This window comes from Pseudomonas frederiksbergensis (assembly GCF_001952935.1).
In the GTDB taxonomy this organism is placed as follows: Bacteria; Pseudomonadota; Gammaproteobacteria; order Pseudomonadales; family Pseudomonadaceae; genus Aquipseudomonas; species Aquipseudomonas frederiksbergensis.
The window spans coordinates 5,244,078-5,268,811 of the sequence record NZ_CP018319.1; the positions used below are offsets into that span (position 1 = coordinate 5,244,078).

Genomic DNA, 24,734 nt, shown 5'->3' on the forward strand with positions numbered 1-24,734 from the left:
TCGCAATTGCGCACTCCGTCAGAATGGGCTCGCCGTGGGCCGAACGATCAGCTCGCTTACATCCACATCTGCAGGTTGTGCAATGGCATAGGTAATTGCTCTTGCTATGGCGTCGGCCGAAATCGCGATCTTGCGAAACTCTTTCATCTCGGCGCGACCGCCCTCATCAGAGATGCTCTCGGCCAGCTCGGACTCAGTAACACCAGGAGCGATGACGGTAACCCGAATATCGCCTCCAACCTCTTGACGAAGGCCTTCGGAAATGGCCCGGACAGCGTACTTGGTGGCGCAGTAAACGGCCGCAGTCGGACTCACTGCATAGGCACCAATAGAGGCAATATTGATGATCTGTCCAGCCCGTTGGCGCTGCATCAGCGGCAACGTGGCAGCGATACCGTGCAGAACTCCGCGAATGTTCACGTCAATCATACGGTCCCACTCATCCACCTTGAGTGCCTCAAGTTTGGAAAGAGGCATCACGCCAGCGTTATTCACCAGCACATCAACACGACCGAACCGGGTAACGGCGAAGTCGATAAAGTCTTGGACATCCTTTCGGTCCGTGACGTCCAGAGCACGGAATTCAGCGCTGCCGGAGGAGGCGTTGATATCGCCAGCAATCCTTTCAAGTCGGTCAGTACGACGGGCGCCGAGCACTACTTTCGCGCCTTGGCTAGCCAGCAGTCGCGCGGTAGCCTCACCGATACCGCTGCTTGCGCCGGTGATTGCGATGACTTTGTCTTTGATGTTCAACATGATTGGTTTCCTCTTCTGTTTGCCCAGGAAGCGGGTCTGGAAACAAGGTTAAGGACGGGCAACAACTTTCCGTTAGTCGAATACTCCGTAACCTTTGCCTATTTCTGCGGCACGCCTTTGCACTGAGCCTTAGCTCACCCGTTCATAGGGCATCTGTTGTCGCGCAGCTTTCAGGGCTCTCGCCCACCAGTTCAGCTGTACCAGCATTCGAGCCATTGGAAGCCTGGCTTGATCAGGCTGACGTATAACCCCGGCCTCATCGATTAGCGCCCAAGGATTAGGGAAGGACACGAAATTGCAGATGGGTACCGCGTGTTGCTCGGCCAGTGCCTGGCGAAGCTGATCAATCGCGTAACGTCCACCCGACGCCCCGCCGTAGCCGACGAATGCCACCGGTTTTGCGTGCCAGCGAATCGAAACCTGGTCAATGAATGCCTTCAGCTCGGAGTGATAAACATTGGTCAGTTCCGATGTAATGATCAGGAATGCCTCAGCCTCGGCCAAATGGCGAAGACTTTCCTGTCGCTGCATCAATGCCTTATTGCCTGACTGGACTATGAGGTTGGCAGGTTCCATATACCAAGGCGCGAACTCAGCACGTTGCGCTAAAACATCAGAAACCCATTTCAGCAGTGCAGTGTTCAGTCCTTCTTCATCCTGAGCACCGTGAATCAGGACCAGTTTTATCTCGCTATTCATCTCACCCTCCAAACTTGGTATCCAAGTGGTGGCATGTCATTTGCTGAATTTCACGTCCGCCTTTCAGGCTCTGGATTAGAGTATGAGTGGCAACGCGGCAGATATAGCCGGTCCTGGGGCATACAACTTGTGACTTGAATTCATATGAGACGGTTGGACATAAACTGCTTCGCCGAAATGAACGTGTTCGTCAGGGTCGTTGAAGATGGCGGCTACACGGCTGCCGCCAAGAACTGTGCGATGACTCCATCAGCGGTCAGCAAGCTCGTCTCAAGGCTGGAAAACCGCTTGGGAACGCGTTTGCTCAATCGCTCAACAAGGCGGCAGTTGCTAACGCCCGAAGGGGCCGCGTTCTATGAGCGCAGCCTGACTATCCTGGCGGCGGTCGATGAGGCTGAGCAGGAGGCAGCAGCCAGCTCCGCACCTCAGGGAACAGTGCGGGTCAATTGCAATGTCGATATCGGGCGTCTGTTTCTGCTGCCTCTATTGAAGACGTTCTTGCAGCACCACCCTGGAGTATCGGTGGAGGTTTTCCTCAGCGACGAAGTCGTCGACCTGATCAGCACACGGGCTGACGTGGCCATCCGCAGCGGACCGCTCAAAAGCTCCAATCTCGTGGCCAGGCGTTTGGGCGAGACGAGAGGTCTTATCGTGGCATCGCCGGCCTACCTTGCAGCACGCGGCATACCCAAAACTCCAGCCGAGCTTGTAGACCACAACTGTCTTGGGTTCACCTTCAGCCCACCGATGATGGAGTGGAGCTTCGCAAGCGCAGACGGCCAGTTAACACCGGTGTCCGTTACCGGCAATGCACGGACCAGTGACGGCAATGGAGTACGAGAACTTGCAATCCTCGGGCTCGGCCTCGCGCGTGTAGGGTTTTGCCAGGTCGAGCACGATCTGGCGGACGGGCGCCTTGTCCCGGTTTTAGAGGACTTCATGCCCATCGCGAAGACTGAAGTGCATGCGGTTTACGTAGGGCAGGGAGGAAAGTTGCCCACACGTGTCAGAGCCTTCATGGACTTTCTGGCGGCAAACCTCAAGATCCACTAATCGCACAGGGCTGAGCAGTCGGGGCGGCTTACGTGCGCAGGCGGGATACTCGATTCGAGCGAGCGCCTCAAGGCGCAGAAATTGTAGGGCATGTCACGCTTGACGGTAGGCGCTGGGCGTGACCCCCACCTCGCGACGAAAAACCTGGGAGAAATGGCCGGGGCTGGAATAACCGACTTCCAATCCGACATCAATAATGCTGCGATTGGTCTCAAGCAGTAGATGCCGGGCGCGACTCATGCGCAGGCGGATGAAGTACTGCGATGGTGACAGCCCCGTGGCACGTTTAAACATCCTGCTGAAGTGATACTCGCTCAAATCGGCGATATGAGCCAAATGGGCAAGGCGGAAGTCATCGGCCAGGCGCTCGTTCATGGCATCGATGACGCGGCGCAGTTTGTAGGCTTGTAGTGCGTTGCTGCGTCGGGTAGTGCTGTGCGGATCGAGATAACGGCGTAACAGATGAACGGTCAGCGCCTGAGCCAGGCTGTGTACGAACAACAGGCTGGGCTTACGCTCCTCGATCAACTCGAAGCGCAACTGATCAAGCATGAAATTTACCCGCTCATCCTGGGCACCGGAGATCTCGAGGAAGGTCACCGGATTGGTGTGCTCGCCCAGAAGATCACGGACAGCCCGATCGATCAGTGGAAGGCCGAGATACAGATGCATCACTTCGAAGGTGTCGCACCCCATAGTCTGCCAACGCATCTCGTAAGGCTCGCTTGTGTTGGTGAGAAAGAAGTCGCCAGCCTGCACATTGACCGCTTTCCATTCCCCACCGAGGGAGCGTTCCTCGATCAGGGCCGTTCCTGCCAGGACCAATACCAGCAGCGGCTCGACCACCGCGGGCACCAGTATCGGCTCGACGGTGCTGTGATGGCTGAACAACTGCACCATCACATCCTGCATCTGCGGGAGCCGCGGATATACCTGCGGTGTTCCCGGCAGATGATGCGGCATCGATTCGGCCGTGATGCGCTGAGCATCCTTCGGTTTCAGGACTTCATTTTCGGGCTGGTGCACAGGAGGCTCCATCGAAACACCCTCAGATGGGGGGCTGGCGTCGATAGAATACCGTAGCCTCCGCTTCCATCAGAGGCTTTAACGTTGGCGCAAAACTCCGACAGCTTCGGCAAGCCTGCGAAAGCCCAACCCTGCCCATTGCGAGACAGTGAAGCCGTCGATAACGACAGCGCCTCACGGGCGCTGAGCCGCCGAATATCTCGTCGGCTTGCAAGGCAGGAGAGCACCATGACTGAGATCAATCACAGCATTCCCAACGAAGTCGAAGGCAAGGTTGCGCTGGTCACCGGCGCCGCCAGTGGCATCGGCAAGGCTATCGCACTGTTGCTGCACGCGCGTGGCGCCAAGGTCATTGCTGAAGACCGCAATCCCTGCGTCGAAGAACTCGCCCGCCCCGGGTTAGTGCCGCTGGTAGCCGACATCACCGAAGACGGCGTCGCCGAGCGCGCAGTCGGTATGGCCGTCGAGAAGTTCGGCCGGCTGGACATTCTGGTCAACAACGCCGGGATCATCATCAATAAGTTAGTCATCGACATGACCCGCGCAGACTGGGAGCGCATCCAGGCGGTCAACGCAACCGCGGCCTTCCTGCATTGCCGCGAAGCGGTCAAGGCGATGATGCCCAACAAATCGGGAGCTATCGTCAACATCGCCTCTTACGCATCCTATTTCGCATTCCCAACCATTGCCGCTTACACCGCTTCCAAAGGCGCATTGGCCCAGTTGACCCGAACGCTGGCGCTCGAGGTGATTGAGCATGGCATTCGAGTCAATGCCATCGGTGTCGGCGACGTTGTGACCAATATCCTCAACGACGTGGTTGACGACGGCCCTGGCTTCTTGGCCCGGCACGGTGAAGCCGCCCCCATCGGTCGTGCTGCACAGCCAGAGGAAATCGCCGAAGTTGTGGCATTTCTCGCCTCGGACCGCGCAAGCTTCATCGTCGGCTCCGTGGTCATGGCCGACGGCGGCATGACCGTCACCGCCGGTTGATCAACTGACCCGGCATTTAGCCTTTTGAGCGCCATCCCAGGCGCCTGGAATGTAAAGCCCGCAGGAGCGGGCTTTTTTTTACGAAAGTTGATGGGTTATCGGTTAAACCGCTCGACCAAGGAATACTGGGTTTTAGCGGTCTGGGTTAACTCCTTGCTCAGCTCTGCCGAATGCCTGGCTTGTTCAGATGTTTGGTCCGCCAGATTGGCAATGGTCGTGATATTGCGGCTGATTTCCTCGGCGACGGCGGTCTGCTCTTCAGTCGCAGCGGCAATCTGAGTAGTCATGTCCGTGATGTTCGCGACGGCCTCACTGATGCCGACTAATGCCTTGTCTGCCTCGAGCACCCACGTCACGCCTTCTTCGGCCTGTCGATGTCCGCTTTCCATGGTTTTAACCGCGTTGCTGGATGAGACCTGCAACTTGGAAATCAGGTTATGGATTTGGATCGTGGACTGAGTCGTGCGCTGGGCCAGCTGACGCACTTCATCCGCGACTACCGCGAAGCCTCGACCCATGTCGCCCGCGCGGGCAGCTTCGATGGCTGCGTTGAGCGCGAGCAGGTTAGTCTGATCGGCAATGCCTTTGATGACATCCACCACCGCCCCGATTTCATGGCTGTCCTTGGCTAACTGCGCCACCGTCAGCCCTGTCTCGCCCACCACGACGGAGAGGCGCTGAATGGCTTCTCGAGTGTCTCGGGCCACTTCGCGTCCACGTCCGGTCAGCACATTGGCTTCTTGAGTGGCGTCAGCAGTACGCTGGACGTGGCTGGCGACCTCCTGCGTGGTGGCCGCCATTTGATTGACTGCGGCCGACACCTGCTCGGTCTCGACCCGTTGACGGTCCAGTCCACGAGAGCTATCGGCGGCGAGGCCATCGGATCTCCCCGCCAGACTGGTCAGTTGTTCTGCCGTGTCTTGTAGCCGCGTGAGGCAGGTCTTGAGCCGAGACGCCTGACTGACAAATGCCGTTTCAAGGCGTGCCTGAGCACCGCGTTCATCGCTGTACATTTTGGCCAGTAATGAGTCGGAGGTAGAGGCCTCAGCCATTTCCAGCAGATGCAGCGCCCCTCGGTTTTGCCTGCGGGACACAAGCAACCCGATCGGAATCGATACCCCGACGGCCAAAATGAAAGCCTCAGGTGCGCCGAGGAACATGCCACCCAGCGTCCCCACCAACCCGATCGTGACAACAGGCAACCAGGCGAGCAGGGCGGGTTGCCATTGATCGCTAGCAGGGATGGCTGATTTTCCAAGGCTGATGCGTTTATAGAGGGCTTCGGCGCGACGGATCTGCTCGGCCGTCGGCTTGACCCTGACCGATTCATAGCCAACGACCTCACGACCTTCGAAAATCGGCGTGACGTAGGCGTTGACCCAGTAGTGGTCGCCGTTCCTGGAGCGATTCTTGACGATGCCCATCCACGGCTTGCCTTGCTTCAGCGCGCCCCACATATGGGCAAAGATGGCGGAGGGTACATCGGGGTGACGAACGATGTTTTGAGGCGCGCCGATCAGGTCGGACTTGTTGAAACCACTGATATCAACGAAGGCGTCGTTGCAGTATGTGATGACGCCCCGTGCATCCGTTGTCGAGATGAGTTTTTGTTGAGGTCCAAGGGCAACCTCGCGCTGCGTAACCGGTTGGTTGTTTCTCATTTGTATTGCTCCTATGCCCTATGCTAGAGGCATCGGCAGCAAGGAGTGAAAGATTAAGAAGTAATTCCACAAGGACAGGTCAGGCGTCGGAAAAGAAGGTGTTGAGTCAATTTGGCGGTTAAGTCTGGAATGCCGGAAGACAAGTTCCCCGCTGCTATCAGGCTACGTTCATCGCGAGTGCGCTGCCGTGCTCGCGACCACGAGCGTAATTGGGTTGTTCGCGTTGGTGGCAGGGTGCCACAATAGTTTCTTTTGGCTGAGTCATGATCAGGTGGATCACATGGATGGCCCAGGCTCTGGGATTGACCAAGAGTTTTTCATCGCCGAGCAGGTGCGAACTGACCGATTGCATCAACTGTTTCGCCAATCATTTTCTGCGGTTTTTGGTAGTTACCTCGCTGCCATCATGTTGTGCTGGCTGTGTTGGGACCGTTTTGAACACAGCGTTATTTTTTGGTGGCTGGCCTTACTGAGCGGGTCGACGCTATTACGCATCTCGATGTTTGTTGCCTATTTTCGCAGCGACGAAAGTGAACGTACGCCTCAACGCTGGGAAGGCAAATACTGGAGCACGCTCGTGCTGTCCGCCAGTATCTGGGGAGGCGGCGCATTCGTTGTCATGCCAGCAGACGATCTTTTGTCGCAGGCGCTGGTCATGCTCTTTACTGTCGGGATGTCTGTCAGCGCGGTCTCCTGCTACTCGGCCTACCTTTCTATGACACTAGTGTCCATGGGACTGGTTCTGTTGCCGTGCACCGCCTGGCTGCTGTTTCAATCGTCCACGATTCAAGTCGGCATGGCACTTTCGGTGCTGGTGTTCGCGTCATTTGTTGCCCGTGCGACACGAAAAATGTCCGAAGCACTGGAAACCGCCTTTCGACTAACCCGAGAAATGGAACAGGCGAACAGCATTTCCACCCGAGCAGCACAAACCGATGAGTTGACTGGCCTGAAGAGTCGACGAGCTTTTTTCGAGCATGCCCAGCAGCTGTACAACGAATGTGAAACCAACCGGTCAGGGTTGTGCGCCGTGATGTTGGACATGGATCACTTCAAACATATCAACGACACCTACGGCCATCAGGTCGGGGATCAGGTTTTGCGCCAAATGGGTGTGGTCATCAGTTCATCCTTTCGTGCCACGGATATCCACGGCCGGCTAGGTGGGGAAGAATTCGCCATTCTGCTCCCGGACACCTCCATTGAGGTCGCCGTCAAGATTGCAGAAGAGCTCATCCAGACTGTTGCTGGATTGATGATCGAGCCTGTTCACTGCATAACGGCCAGCCTCGGCGTAGCGTCGACGGATGCCGGTATTCACGATCTGCACAGCTTGATGAACAATGCCGATAAAGCACTGTATCGAGCCAAGGCTCTGGGACGTAATCAGGTCGCTGTTGCCCAACCATCGCGATGACCTTCGCGCAGGATGATCTGCCCGCTTGCATCACCGCGGATGCGCGCTTGGGCATGTCGAAATCAGACTCGCAAGTGGCGCACTCAGGCTATTTTCGCTGGAGGCAAGACGCGTAAGGTGGCGCGTCACTTCATGGCCGTGTGCAGCCGTGATGCCTGATCTAGAAACTCAGGAGCGTTTGAGGTGCGCCGCGTTCGTGAAGCGGCAACAGGAAGCAATGATGATCGCCTGACCCTCAGTCAGTACGCCCTAACGTCGATCACCAGAGAACAAAAAATAACGATGAATAACCCGAACTCCACAGTTTCGAACGGTCAGTTGGCGCAGGGTTTCAAACCGCGTCACGTCACAATGCTTTCTATCGCGGGGATTATCGGCGCAGGTTTGTTTGTTGGTTCCGGACATGCCATTGCGGCCTCTGGTCCGGCGGTATTGCTGGCTTATCTGTTTTCCGGCCTTTTGGTCGTTCTGGTCATGCGCATGCTGGGCGAAATGGCGGTTGCCAACCCGGACACCGGGTCGTTTTCCACCTACGCCGACCAGGCTATCGGGCGTTGGGCAGGCTTCACCATCGGCTGGCTCTATTGGTGGTTCTGGGTGCTGGTGATACCCATCGAGGCGCTCGCGGCCGGGCATGTATTGAACCAATGGTTCCCGCAGATCGATACCTGGTTGTTTGCCTTGCTGTCGATCATCCTGTTGGTCGTGACGAATCTGTTCAGCGTGTCCAAATACGGCGAGTTCGAATTCTGGTTTGCGATGGCCAAGGTCGTGGCGATCATCGGCTTTATCGGCCTTGGTTTTGCGGTGTTGATGGGTTGGATTCCCGAGCGCGAAGCCAGCGGGTTGAGCCGAATCATGGAGGAGCATGGTGGATTTGCGCCCAATGGCTTGTCAGCGGTCGTAGGCGCGTTCATCACCATCATGTTCAGCTTCATCGGTACAGAAGCGGTGACCATCGCCGCCGCCGAATCCAGCAATCCTGCGCAGAACATCGCCAAAGCCACACGTTCGGTGATCTGGCGCATTGGGGTGTTCTACCTGCTGTCCATTTTCGTGGTCATTTCCGTGGTGCCCTGGAACGATCCGTTGCTGGCGTCGGTGGGCTCGTACCAGCGAGCGCTGGAACTGATGAACATTCCCCACGCCAAGTTACTGGTGGATGTGGTGGTCTTGATTGCCGTGGCCAGCTGCATGAACTCCTCGATCTATATTTCCTCGCGCATGCTGTTCTCGCTGGGCAAACGCGGTGATGCACCGAAGCCGCTGAAGGTGACGTCATCGGCGGGCGTGCCGAGAGCTGCGGTGATCGCCAGCACCATACTGGGTGCCGGCGTGACCTTGTTCAGCTATTTCATGCCTGCCGGACTGTTCCAGTTCCTGCTCGCCAGCTCCGGCGCCATCGCCTTGCTGGTGTACCTGGTTATCGCCGTGTCGCAATTGCGCATGCGCAAGATTCTGCGTCGGCAGAACGTCACGCTGACCTTCAAGATGTGGCTGTTTCCCTGGCTCACCTGGTTGGTCATCGTGTTCATCTGCGCCGCGTTGGCGGTGATGATGGTGACGCCTGAGCACCGTATGGAGGTTTCTTCGACCATCGGTCTTGCGTTGGCCATTTCCTTTATCGGCCTCGTGACCACGCGTCACCATGGGCAGCCGCAGAGGGCGGTGTCGGCGGAAAGTGCATAGCAGCGTTCTCCAGCGTAATCAGTGCTCGAGCAGTGGCGAGGCGGCCAAAGCCGCCTGCGCCATGGGCCATTACCGTCACTGCGGGAATAATCTTCGATGGCATACGACACCTTCAAGGCCGCTCCTCCCCAAACTGTCGGTTTCTTGCTGCTGGACCAATTCACGTTGATCTCCCTGGCGTCAGCAGTAGAGCCTCTACGCATGGCTAATCAGTTGACCGGTCAAGAGCTCTATCGTTGGCATACCTTGAGTTCGGGGGAGAGCAGGTCTGGGCAAGCGACGGCATGCCGATCACTCCGGACACCTCGATCATTAACGCACCGATGCTTGATACCGTGATCGTCTGCGGCGGCATTGGCATTCAAGGCGCTGTGACCCGGGAGCACGTAACCTGGTTGCGAGCCCTGGCGCGACGTTCGAAGCGGATCGGAGGCGTGTGCACTGGCAGTTGGGCCTTGGCCAAGGCGGGCCTGCTCGATGGCTTCGATTGCAGTGTGCACTGGGAATTTCTGGCCGCCATGCAGGAAGCTTTTCCGCTAGTGAACCTCAGCTCCAGTTTATTCACCCTCGACCGAGATCGCTTCACCAGCTCTGGTGGAACCGCGCCAATGGACATGATGCTGCACCTGATCAGTCGTGATCATGGTCATGAGCTATCGGCGGCCATCTCCGAAATGTTCGTCTACGAGCGAATCCGCAACGAGCAGGATCACCAACGTGTGCCCCTCAAGCACATGCTCGGTACCCATCAACCAAAGTTGCAGGAAGTCGTCGCCTTGATGGAGGCCAATCTGGAAGAGCCGATTGATCTGGACGAACTGGCGAATTACGTCGGCTTGTCCCGTCGACAGCTTGAGCGGTTGTTTCAGAAATACCTGCATTCCTCACCTTCGCGGTATTACCTCAAACTGCGCCTGATTCGCGCACGTCAGTTGCTCAAGCAAACGCCGATCTCCATCGTAGAGTTGTCGGTGGTCTGTGGCTTCGTGTCCACACCCCATTTTTCCAAGTGCTATCGCGAGTGTTTCGGCATTCCACCCAGCGACGAGCGCTTGGTGGCGGAATCGCAACCACTCGTGACAGCAAGATCGATTGCGCAGGCATTGCCCTTGGCAAGGCCGATGAGCTTGCTGGATCAGGCACGTGATGAATCAACCTTCGCAAGTATCAAGATTTTGAAATCCTGAACAATACGGGTGATCTTTTCGGGATGGCTCGGCGTGGCGACATCAACGAAATGGAATGAACTATCAGGGGGATTGCTCGCCACTTCGATCAAGAAGACGAACAATCCTCCTGTTCTTTCAATCGAATCCTCAATCGCTCACCTCATTTGTCATCATGCGTTTCAGGCGCACCCAGTCTTGGAATGCAGCGGCTCGCTTCGCGTCAGCCTTGGCCTTTGCCTCAGTGAATCGCGCCCATGCTTCGGGGCTTCGATCGTCTTGAATCAGTTTGTACGCTTCCATATCGAGCCGATCGGCTTCGTGGAATTGTTCGGCATTGGTGGCGATTTTATCGTCCCAATAACGCTCATCGGTGAAGCTCGAAATTCGCTCACTCATTTTCGCGATCCTCTCCTGTCACTCATGAACGAATGATTATGTGCGGTTTAAAAAATTCCCTCGGCAAGACGGTAGGAATGTACGCCTGTACGGGTTGAGACAGACCGCAAGGGCATCGACACAAAAAGCACAACGCCTCCACAGTGGGAGGCGTTGCAGTTTCAGCGATATCGCTTGTGTTACCTGAGGTCGAAGCGATCCAGGTCCATCACTTTGGCCCACGCGGCGACGAAGTCTTTCACGAACTTCTCCTGCGCATCAGCGGTTGCATAGACTTCAGCCAACGCTCGCAACTGCGCATTCGAGCCGAAGACAAGATCGACGCGGGTGCCGGTCCATTTCAATTCGCCGGTTTTGCGATCGCGCCCTTCAAACTCCTCATTAGCCTCCGACACCGGTTTCCATTCCACGCCCATGTCCAGCAGGTTTTTGAAGAAGTCGTTGGTCAACGCTTCCGGCTGCTGGGTGAAGACACCGTGCCTGGTTTGTCCGACGTTGGTGTTCAGCACACGCATGCCGCCAATGAGCGCGGTCATTTCTGGCGCGGTGAGTGTCAGGAGTTGCGCCTTGTCGATCAACAAATGCTCGGCCGGGACGCTGTATTTGCCTTTGAGGTAGTTGCGGAAGCCATCGGCGATGGGTTCGAGGAAGCCGAAAGATTCCACGTCCGTCTGCTCTTGGGAGGCATCCATCCGGCCCGGTGAGAAAGGCACCGTCACGGTTTGACCGGCATTTTTCGCCGCCTGTTCGACGCCGGCGTTACCGGCCAGCACGATCAGGTCAGCCAGCGAGATTTTCTTGCCGCTGTTGTTGAACTCGCTCTGGATACTTTCGAGTTTCGCCAGCACGCTCGCCAGTTGCTCAGGCTGGTTGGCCTGCCAGAACTTCTGCGGAGCCAGGCGCAGGCGCCCACCGTTGGCGCCGCCGCGTTTGTCGGAGCCACGGAAGGTCGAAGCCGCCGCCCAAGCCGTTGATACAAGCTGCGAGACGCTCAGGCCAGAATCGAGGATTTTGCTCTTGAGCGCGGCGACGTCACTGTCGTTGACCAAGGCATGGTCGACCGCTGGAATCGGGTCTTGCCACAGCAATTCTTCACTCGGCATTTCCGGGCCGAGGTAGCGGGAGAGGGGACCCATGTCGCGGTGGATCAACTTGAACCAGGCGCGGGCGAACGCGTCGGACAACTGGTCTGGATTGGCCAGGAAACGCCGCGAAATCGGTTCATAGATCGGGTCGAATCGCAGCGACAGATCGGTGGTCAGCATGGTCGGATTGCGACGCTTGGACGGATCGTGAGCATCCGGAATGATGCCGGCGCCGGCGTTGTTTTTCGGTATCCACTGGTGCGCACCGGCCGGGCTTTTACTCAATTCCCACTCGAAGCCGAACAGGTTTTCCAGATAGTTGTTGCTCCATTTCGTGGGCGTGGTGGTCCAGGTCACTTCCAGGCCGCTGGTGATTGTGTCCGGGCCTTTACCGGTGCCGAAGCTGTTCTTCCAGCCAAAGCCTTGTTGTTCGAGGCCAGCGGCTTCGGGCTCGGCGCCGACATTGTCGGCAGGTCCGGCGCCGTGGGTCTTGCCGAAGGCGTGGCCGCCGGCGATCAGTGCCACGGTTTCTTCGTCATTCATCGCCATGCGCGCGAAGGTTTCGCGGATGTCTATCCCGGCCGCGACCGGGTCCGGGTTGCCTTCCGGGCCTTCCGGGTTGACGTAGATCAGGCCCATTTGCACGGCGGCGAGCGGGTTCTCCAGATTGCGTCCCTGCTCGGTGCGGCTCTCCTCATTTTCCCCTGGCTCAGCGACGAGTGGGCCTTCGCCGGGCTCTTGCATGGGTTCGTTTTTTTTGCCGTAGCGGGTGTCGCCGCCCAGCCATTTGTTTTCCGAGCCCCAATAGACGGCTTCATCCGGTTCCCAAACGTCTGGACGACCGCCGGAAAAGCCGAAGGTCTTGAAGCCCATGGACTCCAGTGCAACGTTGCCGGTGAGGACGATCAGATCGGCCCAGGAAATTTTGTTGCCATATTTTTGCTTGATCGGCCAGAGCAGCCGACGTGCCTTGTCGAGGCTGACGTTGTCCGGCCAACTGTTGAGCGGCGCGAAGCGTGGCTGGCCGGAACCGGCGCCGCCACGGCCGTCACCGGTGCGGTACGTACCGGCGGAGTGCCAGGCCATGCGAATGAACAGTGGCCCGTAGTGACCGAAGTCCGCCGGCCACCAGTCCTGGGAATCGGTCATCAACGCTGTCAGGTCTCTTTTGACCGCTTCAAAGTCCAGGCTCTTGAATGCTTCGGCGTAATTGAAGTCCTTGTCCATGGGGTCGGACAGGGAGGAATGCTGATGGAGGATCTTCAGATTCAGTTGGTTCGGCCACCAGTCGCGGTTTGTCGTGCCACCGCCAGCGGCGCTAATGAACGGGCATTTCGATTCGTTTGCCATGTGTGAGCTACCTTTGGTCGTATTCATCCGGCTATCCGGCCCGGCGTGGGCGTTAAACAGCAACGGGCGAAACCAATGACACAGGCTGCAGGGCCAGCAGTTTGATCAACTGATTGTTTTTGATCGCACGGGAATTCTGAACAGCGGCAATCGAGTTGCCTGCACGGTGGCCTACGGCAGGTTTAGTCAGGCTTCTGACCCATTCCTATCTCCTTATCAGTTCTTGACCGGCCGGCTTATGGTGCCGACGCTCGGATAAGGTTAGACCCCAGTTGGGAAGTCAGCTAATAGGGGGAGTATTAGGGCGTAATAGGCAGAGTCTTTTACGGGGGGGCGGGGGAAGTCCCCGCGTCTATTTGCAGCATAGACGCGGGAAAGCCGTTACTTGCGCACGTTCTGGTACAGCATCAACCTTGAGGTTTCGTGCATGGCGCGGGTCAGTTGTGACAGGCGCTTGAACTCTTCCGGGTTTTGTTCGGCGACGTTGTCCAGCGGCGTCGGTGAGGCCAGGTCATGGAGGCTTGGCGAGCTACCGTCATGCTCCATCTGCACCATGTAGTGTTGAGTCACGCCGGCAATCAGCGGGAATGTTCCCTCACGCAGTACCAGCGGTACCACGCGCTCACCCTCGGGGGCAGGCTGCTGAATGTCACGGCCCATGCCGCTGTTGCGAAACTCAAGACCGGCCATGCCCGCCACGGTGGGCAGCAAGTCCACCAGGCCGACCGCTTCCTCGACCTTGCGCGTGCCGAGCAAACCCGGTGCGTGGATGATCATCGGCACCGCGTTGCTTTCCAGGCCCAATTGTTCATAAGCCGGTGCCAGGAACGGAATCTGCGCGATGCGGGTGTTGTGGTCGCCAAACAGCACGAAAATGGTGTTGTCGTACCAGCCGCCGGCCTTGGCGATTTCCATCAAGCGACCGATATTGAAGTCCAGCAAGCGCACGGCGTTGTATTGCTCGACACTGCGCGACCCGGCGGCCTGAACTTCAGCCAGGGTAGGGTACTTGACCTCGAATCCATCGTTGGTCTTGGGAATCGTGAAGGGACGATGGTTGCCAGCCGTCTGCACATAGGCGAAGAACGGTTTGTCCTTGGGCAGTGCTTGCAGGATCTGGTCGGTTTCCTTGAACAGGTCCAGGTCGGAAATCCCCCAGACATCCACCACCGGGGACTTCCAGTCCCGCTCTTCGAACAAGCGAACGCCGTCGATGCTTTGGCGGATCAAGGCATTCATGTTGGCCCAGCCGGAGTTGCCGCCGATGGTGTAGATCTTCTCGTAACCGGTGAAGGCGTTGATCAGTGTGTTTTGCTTGGTGATCAACGGATTACGCGTCGCGGTTTCCTGGCGGGTGACGTCAGGCACACCGCTGATGCTGGCCCAGACGGTTTTTGCGGTCCCCGTCACCGGCACATAGAAGTGCTCGAAGAACCAGCTCTGCGTGGCCAGGCGATCGATATTGGGCGTCGGATTGATCGGGTTACCGTAGGCCCCGACGGCGCTGGTGCCCAGCGATTCGAGCATGACGAACATCACGTTCGGCGGCCGGGAGCCCGGTATTTTGTAAGGTTGTGGCGCCTGGTGACGGACGAAATCAAGGGTTTGCGGGTCGGGTTTGTCCACGCCCAGGTAGTTGGCCATCACCGCGTAGTGTTCGCGCACTTGCGCTTCGTCATAGCGCGACTGGCCGACTTTGACCGTGTCGTAGAGGAACAACACCGGGTTCAGGCCCAACGCAGCGATCTGGTTATTGCCCGAGAAGAACGCATCGCTCCAGCGCAACGGGACCGGGTTTTCAAGGTTCATGTTTTCGACACGACCTAAGATGCCCAGCAGCACCACCACGACCATCACCGCGCCACCCAACGCCGCAGAGAGTCGGCGTATGACTTTGCGGGGGCGGTCCAGCGTTACGCGTTCCAGACGCACCAAGGCCAGTGTCACCAACGCGACCGTTGCCAGCCAACCCAGTGAAATCCAGATCACCGGGTAGGTCTGCCAGACCATGTCGCGGGATATTTGCGCATCCTCGATGAAGCGCAGCACGGTGGCGTTGATCCTCACACCCAGGTAGGCGTAATGGCCAAAGTCGATGATGTAAATCAGCAGCAGGACGCTCAGTGCTGCGACCAGATACACGCGGGCGATGCGGCGAAGCAGGCGGCTGTTGATCAGGTTCCAGCGCGGAATCCAGGCCAGCAACGCCAACGGTAACATCGACAGGATGGCCAGGCGCAAATCGAAACGAAAGCCGATCCCCAAGGTTTCCAGGACGTCATTTTTGTCGATCAGGGCGTTGGCGTCGAAACCGGAATAGCCGAAAAAGAACATGACACGAAGCACAGCGAACAGCGCGAAGGTAATCGCTGTCGCGCCCAGCCAGTAATGTAAACGTCTCGAGTGCAGCCAACCCATCCCTGTTCCCCTGTTAATAAAGTCGTTAAATCTCAAACGGAACCGGACGCTGCACCGCGGCGCTTGGTAGCCCGGCCATACGTCCAGCGTACGGCAAGCATCAGCAGTGCCACGCAGCAATACAGGCCCAGCAGCGGATCAACCAGGTAATCCCAATAGTTTTGCGAAGGTTTGATCCCGGCAATGAAGGCCAGGGTCGCGCTGGCCAGCATCACGACGGCCAGGCCGTTGCGCAGGTAAAACAGGCCCAGGGTCAGCACGCCGAGGAAGATCAACATGACGCGCGGGCTGTAGCCAAACCGATAGGGGTCCAGATCACTCATGCCCAGGGTTGCCGGGTACAGCACCACGGCCATCGCGGCAAAGAGGATCAATACCCCGGTTTTACCCCGCGCAGGGGGCAGGACATCCAGCCGACGCAAGCAGCCCCACGCCATGAACACCATGGAGGTGATCGCCAGGTCATCAATGTAGCTGCGCAAATAGGCGGCCAACGATAACCCGTCCAACGCTATGAAGCTGACGGCCAGCAATGCGGCCAACAGGGCGATCCGCCAGCTCCTGTGCAAGCCGAAAGAAGGCAGCATCAGGAAGATGATCATTGCGAAGCTGACATGGGCTTGCCACAGACTGATCATTTGCGACGCTCGTTGAGCCAGGCATCGTTGAAGGTGACGTGCTTGATGAAGGTGTTGTTCCAGGAATAAACCAAGTGATACATCCCGTCGGGGCTGCGGATGAAGTACGGGTATTCATATTCAAATTCACACCCCTGGCTTTTACAGACACGGTTGTCGAGGTTGTCCAGGAACTGTGCCTCCAGCGGTTGGCGAAGCGCGCCACTGGAACCTCGGAATTCTTTACCGATGATTTCCTTGTAGGCCTCGGGTGAAAACGGAGCACCTTCGGGGTCAGGGGACTTGTCCAGGTCCCGCAATGAACGCCAATCGTCCATTTTTGCGTCGGTGCCATACAGGCTCAGCTTGAAGCGCCCCTCCTGCAGGTCGTTGAGCGCCACCAGCAACCCGTGTTCGGGCGTCGCGACGGCGGCCAACGAAGAGTTCGGGTTCGAGGGGTCGAGCGGATAAGGCTCGCTCCAGGTTTGACCGGCGTCCTCGGTGCGGGACGCCAGCACACGGTGGTGGGTGTCGCCGGCATAGCGCAGCAAGGCGATGCCGCGCTGGCCGTCCAGTGGAACCACCACGGGTTGCAATGAGTTTTTGCCGTAGCTGATGCGGAATTTGTCGATCACATCGCCGTTTGCGCTCAAGTAGAGGTACTCGGCAAACTTGCCCAGGAACTCGTGATAGACCGGCAAGCCGATGGAACCGTCGGCATGAAATACCGGCGCCGACCGGACCAGGGTGCTGATGTTCAGAAAGGGTGAAGTGATCAGCTGACGCGGGGCGGACCAGCTTTCACCGAAGTCATCTGACACCATCACATTGACCGCGCTGCCGGCCCAGCCACCCATGGACACCGACACGTAGAACAGCCACAGGCGATTATCCGGCGCGAGGGCAACCACCGGATTGCCCAGCTTGCGAATGTATTTTCGCGTGCCCTGTTGGGTCGAATCCCGCGTTGCCAATACCTTTTCTGCCCCCCACTCACCGGCTTTCGAGTCGAACCGGGCAGAGCGCACCTGCACATCGGCTGCGCCTTCGCGGGAGCCGGCGAACCAGACCGTCATCAGGCTGCCGTCGGGCAAGGCGGTCACCGCCGAGGAATGCACGAAATCCACCAGCCCGGACGAGGCGAAGCGGCTGGTATAAATGGGCTTGGCGACTTGGCCAGCCACTGCCATCACTGGACTTATCAGGGCAAAGGAGGAATGCGTATTGGCAGGATTGACGAACCATGCAGCCGCAAACAGGCAAGAGAGTGAAAGGTATGCACCGAGGGCACGAACGCTAGGAAGTTTGATGCGCATCATTAAGGCTTTGGCATCTCATGGCCCGATAAAGCGCACAAACTAACACTCGGTAGTACAAGATCGGATTTAATGAATTTCTTATTTGTAAGCAATTGTTTGTAGCGTGCTGCGTTGTCGAGGATCCACATCTGGTCGAGTGGCGAAGACTGGCGGAATAGACGGTTTTCACTCTGGAAAACGGGACTTGCCGAGCCTTTGCACCATTGGTCGCAAAAGCCGGACCTAAGCTGTGGTGAAGCTGAAAAGGAAACTTTTATCCATCCTCTGCAAAAAGTAATCTGTCATCCCGACATTTGGACGGATCCAGACCATGCACCTCACCTACCGCCCCGTAAGCGCTGAAGATGTCCTGACGATTTGCGACTTTCCGCAGAATCCCCAAGAGCTGTTTTTCATGTTCCCGAAGGCGCAGTACCCACTGACGGAAGATCAACTGCAGGCATCGATTGCTCAACGTTCCGACTCAACAGTGATTGAGGCGGACGGTTCTGTGTTGGGCTTTGCTAACTTTTACAGGTTTGAGCGCGATGGCGTTTGCGCGATCGGCAATGTGATTGTGTCACCCACGGGTCGAGGGAAAGGGGTCGCGAAGTTTTTGGTGCAGACGATGGTAGAGTTGGCGTTCGAACGTCATCGGGCATGTGAGGTGCAGCTTTCGTGCTTCAACGAGAATACGGCGGGGTTGCTGCTGTATCCGCAGCTCGGGTTTGTGCCGTACGGGGTCGAGGAGCGATTGGCGCCGGACGGGCGTCGTGTGGCCCTTATACATTTGAGAAAGACCGGGAGCCACGCGGGGCTCTGAGTATTTTCAGGTCTGGTTTGGTCAGGCTGAGCAACCGTTTTAAATCACCGATAAGAACAACCGATCCCCGCTTGAGGATTTGCCGGAGGCGGCTTCCTTCGTACTTGTGCGTCGTGAGATAGACTCAACAGCGAACATCCGACGGTGGGAGTGACAACGGTGGCGGGATTGCGATGGACTCGCTGATCACGGCCGCAGCGCAGGCGCTGGCGGCGGGTGATCCGCTCGGTGCGCTGAACCGGGTCGCGTTGCGCGACGATGCGCCGGCGCTGGCGTTGCGCGGGATTGCGATGGCGCAACTTGGCGATCTGGTGCGAGCCAAGGCGCTGGTGCAGAGGGCGGCGCGGGCCTTTGGACCGAAGGAGGCCTTGGCGCGGGCTCGGTGTGTGGTCGCCGAGGCCGAGATCGCGCTGGCCTCCCGGGAACTGGGCTGGCCGGTGAAGGCACTCGAGGCGGCGCGGGTGACGCTTGAGGCACATGGCGATCGGGTGAACGCCGCTCACGCGCGGTATCTGCAGATTCGGCGTTTGCTGCTGATCGGGCATCTTGAAGAGGCCGACATGCTGCTCGCCGAGCTTGATCCCGCGCCTTTGCCGCCGGCCTTGCGCACTGCTCACGAACTGGTCGTGGCAGGGATCGCGATGCGACGACTCGAGACGAACAAGGCGCGCTCTGCACTCACGAGGGCCGAGCATGCCGCGCGCGACGCCGATATTCCTGCGCTGACGGCCGAGGTGGAAAACGCAGTCCTTGTCCTGAACACGCCCGTCGCGCGTTTGCTTGCCCATGGTGAAGAGCGGCCACTGTTGCTGGAGGAGGTTGAAGCGTTGCTGGCGTCCACATCGCTGGTCGTCGATGCCTGTCGCTACGTCGTGCGTGGTGCCGGCATGTCGGTTTCCCTCGCCTCACGCCCGGTCTTGTTCACCCTTGCGCGGGCACTGGCCGAAGCATGGCCGGCCGACGTGTCGAGGGAAGCGCTGGTTGCCCGGGCCTTTCGTTTGAAGCACACCGACGAGTCCCTTCGCGCACGGTTGCGAGTCGAAATCGGGCGACTGCGTGCGGCGTTGAAACCCTTGGCCGGCGTGATTGCGACCAAACGCGGGTTTGCCCTGGTGGCGCTGGTTGCCTCTGACGTTGTGGTGCTGGCGCAACACGTCGAAGAGAAACACGCGCAGGTGTTCGCGTTCCTCGTTGACGGTGAGTCATGGTCCAGCTCGGCCCTGGCACTGGCCCTCGGTGCCAGCCAGCGCACGGTGCAACGGGCACTCGACGAACTGGCCCGGGAGGGCAAGGTGCAGTCGTTCGGTCGCGGTCGGGCACGGCGCTGGATGACTCCGCCGCTGCCGGGTTTCGCGACGACCTTGTTACTCCCGGGGCCACTGCCGGGTGACTAGGATGAACGCCACACACCCGTAACGAGGAATGCCAACATGAAACAGTCAGCAGCTCAAATCCTCCGTGAATATGGACCCTTTGCCGGTGTCGACAAGGTGCATGGCGTCACCTGGGACGGTCAGCATGTGTGGTTCGCCAGCGGCGATAAACTCAATGCCCTGGACCCGGCGAGTGGCAAGACACTGCGTTCAATCGATGTCGCCGCCCATGCCGGCACCGCCTTCGACGGCCAGCACCTGTTCCAGATCGCCGAGAACCGCATCCAGAAAATTGACCCGCAGACCGGCCGTGTACTCGCGACCATTCCAGCACCTGGCGGCAGTGACTCAGGGCTGACGTGGGCGGAGGGAACGCTGTGGGTCGGCGAATATCGGGATCGCAAGATCCATCAGATCGATCCCGAGACCGGCGCGATTTTGCGCACCCTTGAATCCAACCGCTTTGTCACCGGGGTGACCTGGGTGGAGGGCCAGCTGTGGCATGGCACCTGGGAAGAAGACGAGAGTGAGTTACGCCATATCGATTCGACCACTGGCGAGGTGCTGGAGAGTGTGAAGTTGCCGGCCGGCGTCGGGGTGTCGGGACTTGAATCGGATGGCGGCGATCAGTTTTTCTGCGGCGGTGGTGGCAGTGCAAAGGTGAGGGCGGTGCGGCGCCCGAAATGAGGCGCCGCGCAATCACTCAAGGCGCGCCAAACAACATTGTCCAATAAACGCCTCGATCACTGCGTGCGTCAGAGGCATAGGCTGCACCCATCTGAGTAAACATCGGGTTCATCAGGTTGGCGCAATGCCCCGGGCTGGCCAGCCAGCTCGACATGGCCTTGCTCGGTGAGCCCTGGCCGGCAGCGATGTTCTCGCCGATCTGCCGGCCACGGAAACCTGCGGCTCTGGCCCGGTCCGCGGGCATGTCACCGTCAGGGTCCTTGTGGGCGAAGTAGTTGCCGTAGGCCATCGCTTTGCTGTGCCCTTGCGCCGCCGCGCCCAGGGCTGCGTTCCAGGCCAATGGCCGTGCGGCGGCGAAGCGCTGACGACCGCAGACGCGCGGTTTTGAACGTGCCGCATTGACCTGGGCCAGCAACGCTTTGCTGACGGCTCGCGTATCACCCGCGCGACTGTCCAGCACGGGCTGCGCCAGCACCACCTGCCACTCACTCCGGGCGCGGCTGACGCCAATGTCGGCATATTGAGTATCGAGCAATGCCCCGCAGTAATCGCTCTGGAGCATGTCGAAGGCCTCATCGGCATCCTGCGCACCGACCACGCGAATCGTGCGCACGGTCACCGCCTGATACCCGGACGCCTTCAATCGATCGCGCAAACCGCCGCCATAGCCGATCGGCAAGGCCAGATTCGACTTCAATGCCAGCGGCGATAACGCTCGCCCCGCGCGCCCCAAGCAGCGATCGGGATGAGCGCGGTAGTCGTTGATGGCTTCCACCAACTGCCTTTCGGCACCGGCGTGGGCGGGGTTGGCGAACAGGGAAAGCAAAGGAATGAAACAGAGCGAGGCAACGCGAAAAGACAGGCGGGGTTGGCGCATGGATGAATAGCTCTGAGCGGGCAAGTGGAATTCACGGCTCGGCTATGACTGGCACTTCAATACAAGGTTCACGGACGAAAGAGACATATTTGCGCTGGGATCAGCGCGTCCGCCAATGAGCAGCCGCTGGCCAGCGGGCTAAAGAAGAATGCCAGCGCGCCAGTGGCGGAAACTGGCAGCAACGCTTGTCGCGCCCACTCACTTCGAAAACTTTCGTGCCCCGGCCACGCAAAGGATCACCGCGACGGTAACCCCCAGCATGCCGATGCTGACGTGCTCGTGAAGCAGCGTGGCCGCCAGCGCCAAACCAAAAAACGGCTGCAGCAGTTGCAGCTGGCCGACGGCGGCAATCCCCCCTTGGGCCAGCCCGCGGTACCAGAACACAAAACCGATCAGCATGCTGAAGATCGATACGTACGCCAGGCTGAACCACGCCGACGTAGAAATTCCCGAGAACGAAGCCGGGGCCATGAACCAGGTCAACGGGACCATGACGGGCAGCGACAGCAGCAACGCCCAGGAAATCACCTGCCAGCCGCCCAGGGTTCTTGAAAGCTTCGCCCCTTCGGCATAACCCAGCCCGCAGGCGAGGATGGCCAGCAGCATGAGGATGTCGCCGGTCGGCGAAGCGGTCAGGCCCTGCGAGAGCGCAAACCCGACCACCAACGCGCTGCCCAGCACCGAGAAGAACCAAAACACCGGGCGTGGACGTTCCCCGCCGCGTAACACACCAAACACCGCAGTGGCGAGCGGCAATAAGCCAACGAAGACGATGGAATGCGCCGACGTCACGTACTGCAACGCCAACGCCGTCAGCAGCGGAAACCCCACCACAACGCCCATTGCCACGATCGCCAAAGGCATAAGCTGATGCTTGGCGGGGCGTTTTTCTTTAAACAGCACCAGCATGCAAAGCGCCAGGAGCCCGGCAATCGCCGCTCGGGCAACGGTCAGGAACACCGGGTCGAATTCCAGCACGGCCAACCGGGTGGCCGGCAGCGAGCCGCTGAAAATCAGCACGCCGATGAACCCGTTGAGCCATCCGCTCGCGGTCTTTTCCGTCATTGGGTTTTGCAGGGTCCGTTCCATTTCAAGGCACTCTGAATTTGCAGAGATCCATCGTATGAGCGACGATCACTACAATCAAAAAATTGTCATGGATACATCTCGACATGCCTCGCTCACGATACAAGTCATTAGTGGATGCTTTGGCGGCTGACATCCGCTCAGGCCGATTGTTGCCGGGCACGCGTTTGCCGACGCATCGGCAATTGGCGGCGAAAGAAGGGCTGGCGCTGGTAACCGCCAGTCGCGTCTATGCAGAGCTCGAAGCCATGGGGCTGGTCAGCGGCGAGACAGGGCGAGGCACGTTCGTGCGGGAGACGTCGTTGCCGCCGGGCTTGGGCATCGATCAGAAAAGCGTGGCCGTGGGCATGACCGACCTCAACTTCAACTATCCCTCCCTGCCAGGGCAGGCAGAACTCTTGCGAAATGCGCTGCGCCAACTCGCCTCGGGCGGTGATCTGGAATCCCTGTTGCGCTACCAGCCACACGCCGGGCGCCTGCATGAGCGCGCCTCGGTGGCGCGCCATTTGCTCGCCCGAGGCCTGACGGTGGAGGCCGAGCAAGTGTTGATGGTCAGTGGCGCCCAGCATGGGCTGGCCGTGACGATGATGGCGCTGCTGCAACCCGGTGATGTGATTGCAGCGGATGCACTGACCTATTCAGGCTTCATCGTGCTGGCCGAAGCCTTGCACCTTGAAATCGTGCCTATTCCCGTGACCGAACAAGGACCTGATCTGGAGGCGCTGGACAGCCTGTGCCGGAATCGCCGCGTGCGGGCGGTGTACTCGATGCCGACGCTGCACAATCCACTGGGGTGGGTCATGAGTGCCGATCAGCGCGATTTGCTGGTGACCATCGCGCGCAAGCATGACTTGCTCATCATCGAGGACGCCGCCTATGCCTTCCTTGCCGAGAACCCGCCGGCACCGATAGCGCAACTCGCCCCCGAGCGGACCGTTTACGTTTCAGGGCTCTCCAAGAGTGTGGCCACTGGGCTGCGTGTAGGTTTCGTCGCCGCCCCGATCGAAAAAGTGCCCGCGCTAGAGCGCACGATCAGGGCGACCACCTGGAATACCCCAGGCGTGCTGACGGCCATCGCGAGCACGTGGCTCGACGATGGCACCGTCATGCAACTGGAAGCGGAAAAACGCCAGGATGCGCAGGCCAGGCAAATCATGGCCGCAGAAGTGCTGGCGGGCCTTCCATGTATTCGCCACCCGTCGTCGTATTTTCTTTGGCTGCCTTTGTCTGAAGATGCGAGGGCCGACCAGATCGCCGCGGCCTTGCTGCGGGAAAAAGTCGCGATTTCAACCGCTGAGCCGTTTGCCACTTCTGCCCATGTACCGCATGCGATTCGCCTGGCGCTGGGGTCGGCTGAGATGGGCGCACTGCGGGAGGCGCTGGAAAAAGTGAAGTGGGTGATTGGGGCTTATTCTTAGCCCGAAGTCGCCCGTCGCCACCTGTTTTGAAAAGTACAGTCCGCTACTGGCCACTCACAACCCGTCGCCCAGCACCTTGAGGTACTCGGGGCTGTCGGATATCGAGTTGTGCCCGGTACCCGGTATGACTTTCAGCGTTGCCACCCCTTTGGCGAAATGTGTGAAGAGCCGCTCGGTGCTGGAACGCGGTATCACTTCGTCGTGCTCCGCCGCGATCAACAGCGTCGGCACCGTGATGTGGGTGGCGTACTTCCAGGATGCAAAGGTGTCCTTGAGCAACCACTTCACCGGGAAAATGGGGAATTGTCGCGCAGCGAGTTCTTCAACACTGTTGTAGGGCGTGATCAGCAACAGACGCGCCGCCGGGCGTTGGCTGGCGAGGCGTACAGCGACCCCCGAGCCCAGGCTGCGACCGACCACCGTAATGTGCGGATGGGTGGCGTAGACCAAGTCAAACAAGGTCAGGGCGTCGCGCGAAATCATCTCCTCGGAAGGCGATCCGGAACTGCCGCCGTAGCCTCTGTAGTGCAGCAAGTAGACGGCGTGATCGGCAAAGGCTTGGGAAAACGAAGGCAGGCTTCGGGAGACGTCCTCGGCATTTCCACCAAAATAGATCAACGCTTTGGGCCCCTCGTGCGGCCTGACGGACACCAGCACCTGCGCGTCGTCGACGGACAACGTGAGCAGCGTTGCCGAGGTGCCGATGGCGCGGGGTTGCGGGAAGTAGATGAGGGCGCGCTGGAACACGAACAGCGCAGCGCAGAGCGCCAGATACACGACGGCGATGATGACGACGATTGACACCAGGATTCGTGGCATTCGGCTAACTTTAGTGGGCGGCAT

At 58.9% G+C, this 24,734-nt stretch carries 20 protein-coding genes and 2 pseudogenes; 9 read left to right on the top strand and 13 right to left on the bottom strand.

Annotated features, from left to right (window positions below; genetic code table 11):
- Positions 1-18: 18 nt before the first annotated feature.
- Both PFAS1_RS24755 and PFAS1_RS24760 read right to left on the bottom strand, forming a co-directional pair.
- Positions 19-756, bottom strand: coding sequence for an SDR family oxidoreductase (locus PFAS1_RS24755; RefSeq protein WP_076030901.1), 738 nt, complete (start codon positions 754-756; stop codon positions 19-21).
- A 129-nt stretch (positions 757-885) separates the two neighbouring features.
- Positions 886-1,455: an NADPH-dependent FMN reductase gene (locus PFAS1_RS24760; RefSeq protein WP_076030902.1), complete on the bottom strand. Its 570-nt coding sequence runs from the start codon at positions 1,453-1,455 to the stop codon at positions 886-888.
- Between the two features lie 144 nt (positions 1,456-1,599).
- Between PFAS1_RS24760 and PFAS1_RS24765 the strand changes: the two genes are divergently transcribed.
- A complete protein-coding gene (locus PFAS1_RS24765; RefSeq protein WP_076030903.1) occupies positions 1,600-2,508 on the top strand; it encodes a LysR family transcriptional regulator in 909 nt (302 codons plus the stop codon).
- 93 nt (positions 2,509-2,601) lie between these two features.
- On the opposite strand, the gene PFAS1_RS24770 is transcribed toward PFAS1_RS24765, so the two are convergent.
- Positions 2,602-3,471, bottom strand: a complete 870-nt coding sequence (locus tag PFAS1_RS24770) for a helix-turn-helix domain-containing protein (protein ID WP_232252289.1) — start codon at positions 3,469-3,471, stop codon at positions 2,602-2,604.
- A 291-nt stretch (positions 3,472-3,762) separates the two neighbouring features.
- On the opposite strand from PFAS1_RS24770, the gene PFAS1_RS24775 reads away from it, so the two are divergent.
- Positions 3,763-4,527 (top strand): SDR family NAD(P)-dependent oxidoreductase, encoded by a 765-nt coding sequence (locus tag PFAS1_RS24775; protein ID WP_076030905.1) that lies wholly within the window; start codon positions 3,763-3,765, stop codon positions 4,525-4,527.
- A gap of 95 nt (positions 4,528-4,622) precedes the next feature.
- Here the strand turns inward: PFAS1_RS24775 and PFAS1_RS24780 are convergent, their stop codons facing one another.
- Both PFAS1_RS24780 and PFAS1_RS30470 read right to left on the bottom strand, forming a co-directional pair.
- A complete protein-coding gene (locus PFAS1_RS24780) occupies positions 4,623-5,687 on the bottom strand; it encodes a methyl-accepting chemotaxis protein (protein WP_418329261.1) in 1,065 nt (354 codons plus the stop codon).
- 234 nt (positions 5,688-5,921) lie between these two features.
- A pseudogene (locus tag PFAS1_RS30470) lies at positions 5,922-6,188 on the bottom strand (PAS domain-containing protein); the annotation flags it as partial.
- A gap of 280 nt (positions 6,189-6,468) precedes the next feature.
- On the opposite strand from PFAS1_RS30470, the gene PFAS1_RS24785 reads away from it, so the two are divergent.
- From PFAS1_RS24785 to gbdR, 3 genes and pseudogenes are all read left to right on the top strand, one after another.
- Complete coding sequence (locus PFAS1_RS24785; protein ID WP_074877240.1) at positions 6,469-7,605, top strand: GGDEF domain-containing protein; 1,137 nt, start codon at positions 6,469-6,471, stop codon at positions 7,603-7,605.
- Between the two features lie 282 nt (positions 7,606-7,887).
- Positions 7,888-9,294, top strand: a complete 1,407-nt coding sequence (gene gabP / locus PFAS1_RS24790) for a GABA permease (protein ID WP_074880732.1) — start codon at positions 7,888-7,890, stop codon at positions 9,292-9,294.
- A 96-nt stretch (positions 9,295-9,390) separates the two neighbouring features.
- A pseudogene (gene gbdR, locus PFAS1_RS24795) lies at positions 9,391-10,481 on the top strand (choline metabolism transcriptional regulator GbdR).
- Between the two features lie 129 nt (positions 10,482-10,610).
- Here gbdR and PFAS1_RS24800 read toward each other — a convergent pair.
- The 5 genes from PFAS1_RS24800 to PFAS1_RS24820 form a co-directional block, all read right to left on the bottom strand.
- On the bottom strand, positions 10,611-10,859 hold the full coding sequence (locus tag PFAS1_RS24800; RefSeq protein WP_076030907.1) for a hypothetical protein: 249 nt from the start codon (positions 10,857-10,859) through the stop codon (positions 10,611-10,613).
- Between the two features lie 179 nt (positions 10,860-11,038).
- Complete coding sequence (gene katG, locus PFAS1_RS24805; protein WP_076030908.1) at positions 11,039-13,294, bottom strand: catalase/peroxidase HPI; 2,256 nt, start codon at positions 13,292-13,294, stop codon at positions 11,039-11,041.
- Between the two features lie 381 nt (positions 13,295-13,675).
- Positions 13,676-15,712 (bottom strand): LTA synthase family protein, encoded by a 2,037-nt coding sequence (locus PFAS1_RS24810; RefSeq protein WP_076030909.1) that lies wholly within the window; start codon positions 15,710-15,712, stop codon positions 13,676-13,678.
- Between the two features lie 32 nt (positions 15,713-15,744).
- Positions 15,745-16,350 carry a hypothetical protein gene (locus PFAS1_RS24815; protein WP_074877231.1) on the bottom strand — a complete coding sequence of 202 codons (606 nt, stop codon included), beginning with the start codon at positions 16,348-16,350 and terminating at the stop codon, positions 15,745-15,747.
- A complete protein-coding gene (locus tag PFAS1_RS24820; protein ID WP_076031599.1) occupies positions 16,347-17,645 on the bottom strand; it encodes a sialidase family protein in 1,299 nt (432 codons plus the stop codon). The genes PFAS1_RS24815 and PFAS1_RS24820 overlap by 4 nt, the downstream gene beginning before the upstream one ends.
- A 313-nt stretch (positions 17,646-17,958) precedes the next feature.
- On the opposite strand from PFAS1_RS24820, the gene PFAS1_RS24825 reads away from it, so the two are divergent.
- The 3 genes from PFAS1_RS24825 (at position 17,959) to PFAS1_RS24835 (ending at position 20,510) form a co-directional block, all read left to right on the top strand.
- The gene (locus PFAS1_RS24825) at positions 17,959-18,450 is read left to right on the top strand and encodes a GNAT family N-acetyltransferase (protein ID WP_076030910.1); all 492 of its coding nucleotides are present in this window, start codon (positions 17,959-17,961) and stop codon (positions 18,448-18,450) included.
- Between the two features lie 173 nt (positions 18,451-18,623).
- Positions 18,624-19,844, top strand: coding sequence for a helix-turn-helix domain-containing protein (locus PFAS1_RS24830; protein ID WP_076030911.1), 1,221 nt, complete (start codon positions 18,624-18,626; stop codon positions 19,842-19,844).
- Between the two features lie 36 nt (positions 19,845-19,880).
- A complete protein-coding gene (locus tag PFAS1_RS24835; protein WP_076030912.1) occupies positions 19,881-20,510 on the top strand; it encodes a Vgb family protein in 630 nt (209 codons plus the stop codon).
- 16 nt (positions 20,511-20,526) lie between these two features.
- Here PFAS1_RS24835 and PFAS1_RS24840 read toward each other — a convergent pair whose 3' ends face one another.
- Both PFAS1_RS24840 and PFAS1_RS24845 read right to left on the bottom strand, forming a co-directional pair.
- Complete coding sequence (locus PFAS1_RS24840) at positions 20,527-21,387, bottom strand: CAP domain-containing protein (protein WP_076030913.1); 861 nt, start codon at positions 21,385-21,387, stop codon at positions 20,527-20,529.
- Between the two features lie 198 nt (positions 21,388-21,585).
- Positions 21,586-22,476, bottom strand: coding sequence for a DMT family transporter (locus PFAS1_RS24845; RefSeq protein ID WP_076030914.1), 891 nt, complete (start codon positions 22,474-22,476; stop codon positions 21,586-21,588).
- Positions 22,477-22,559: 83 nt separating this feature from the next.
- Between PFAS1_RS24845 and PFAS1_RS24850 the strand changes: the two genes are divergently transcribed.
- Positions 22,560-23,891 (top strand): aminotransferase-like domain-containing protein, encoded by a 1,332-nt coding sequence (locus PFAS1_RS24850; protein WP_076030915.1) that lies wholly within the window; start codon positions 22,560-22,562, stop codon positions 23,889-23,891.
- Positions 23,892-23,945: 54 nt separating this feature from the next.
- Here the strand turns inward: PFAS1_RS24850 and PFAS1_RS24855 are convergent, their stop codons facing one another.
- Complete coding sequence (locus PFAS1_RS24855; protein WP_076030916.1) at positions 23,946-24,734, bottom strand: alpha/beta hydrolase; 789 nt, start codon at positions 24,732-24,734, stop codon at positions 23,946-23,948.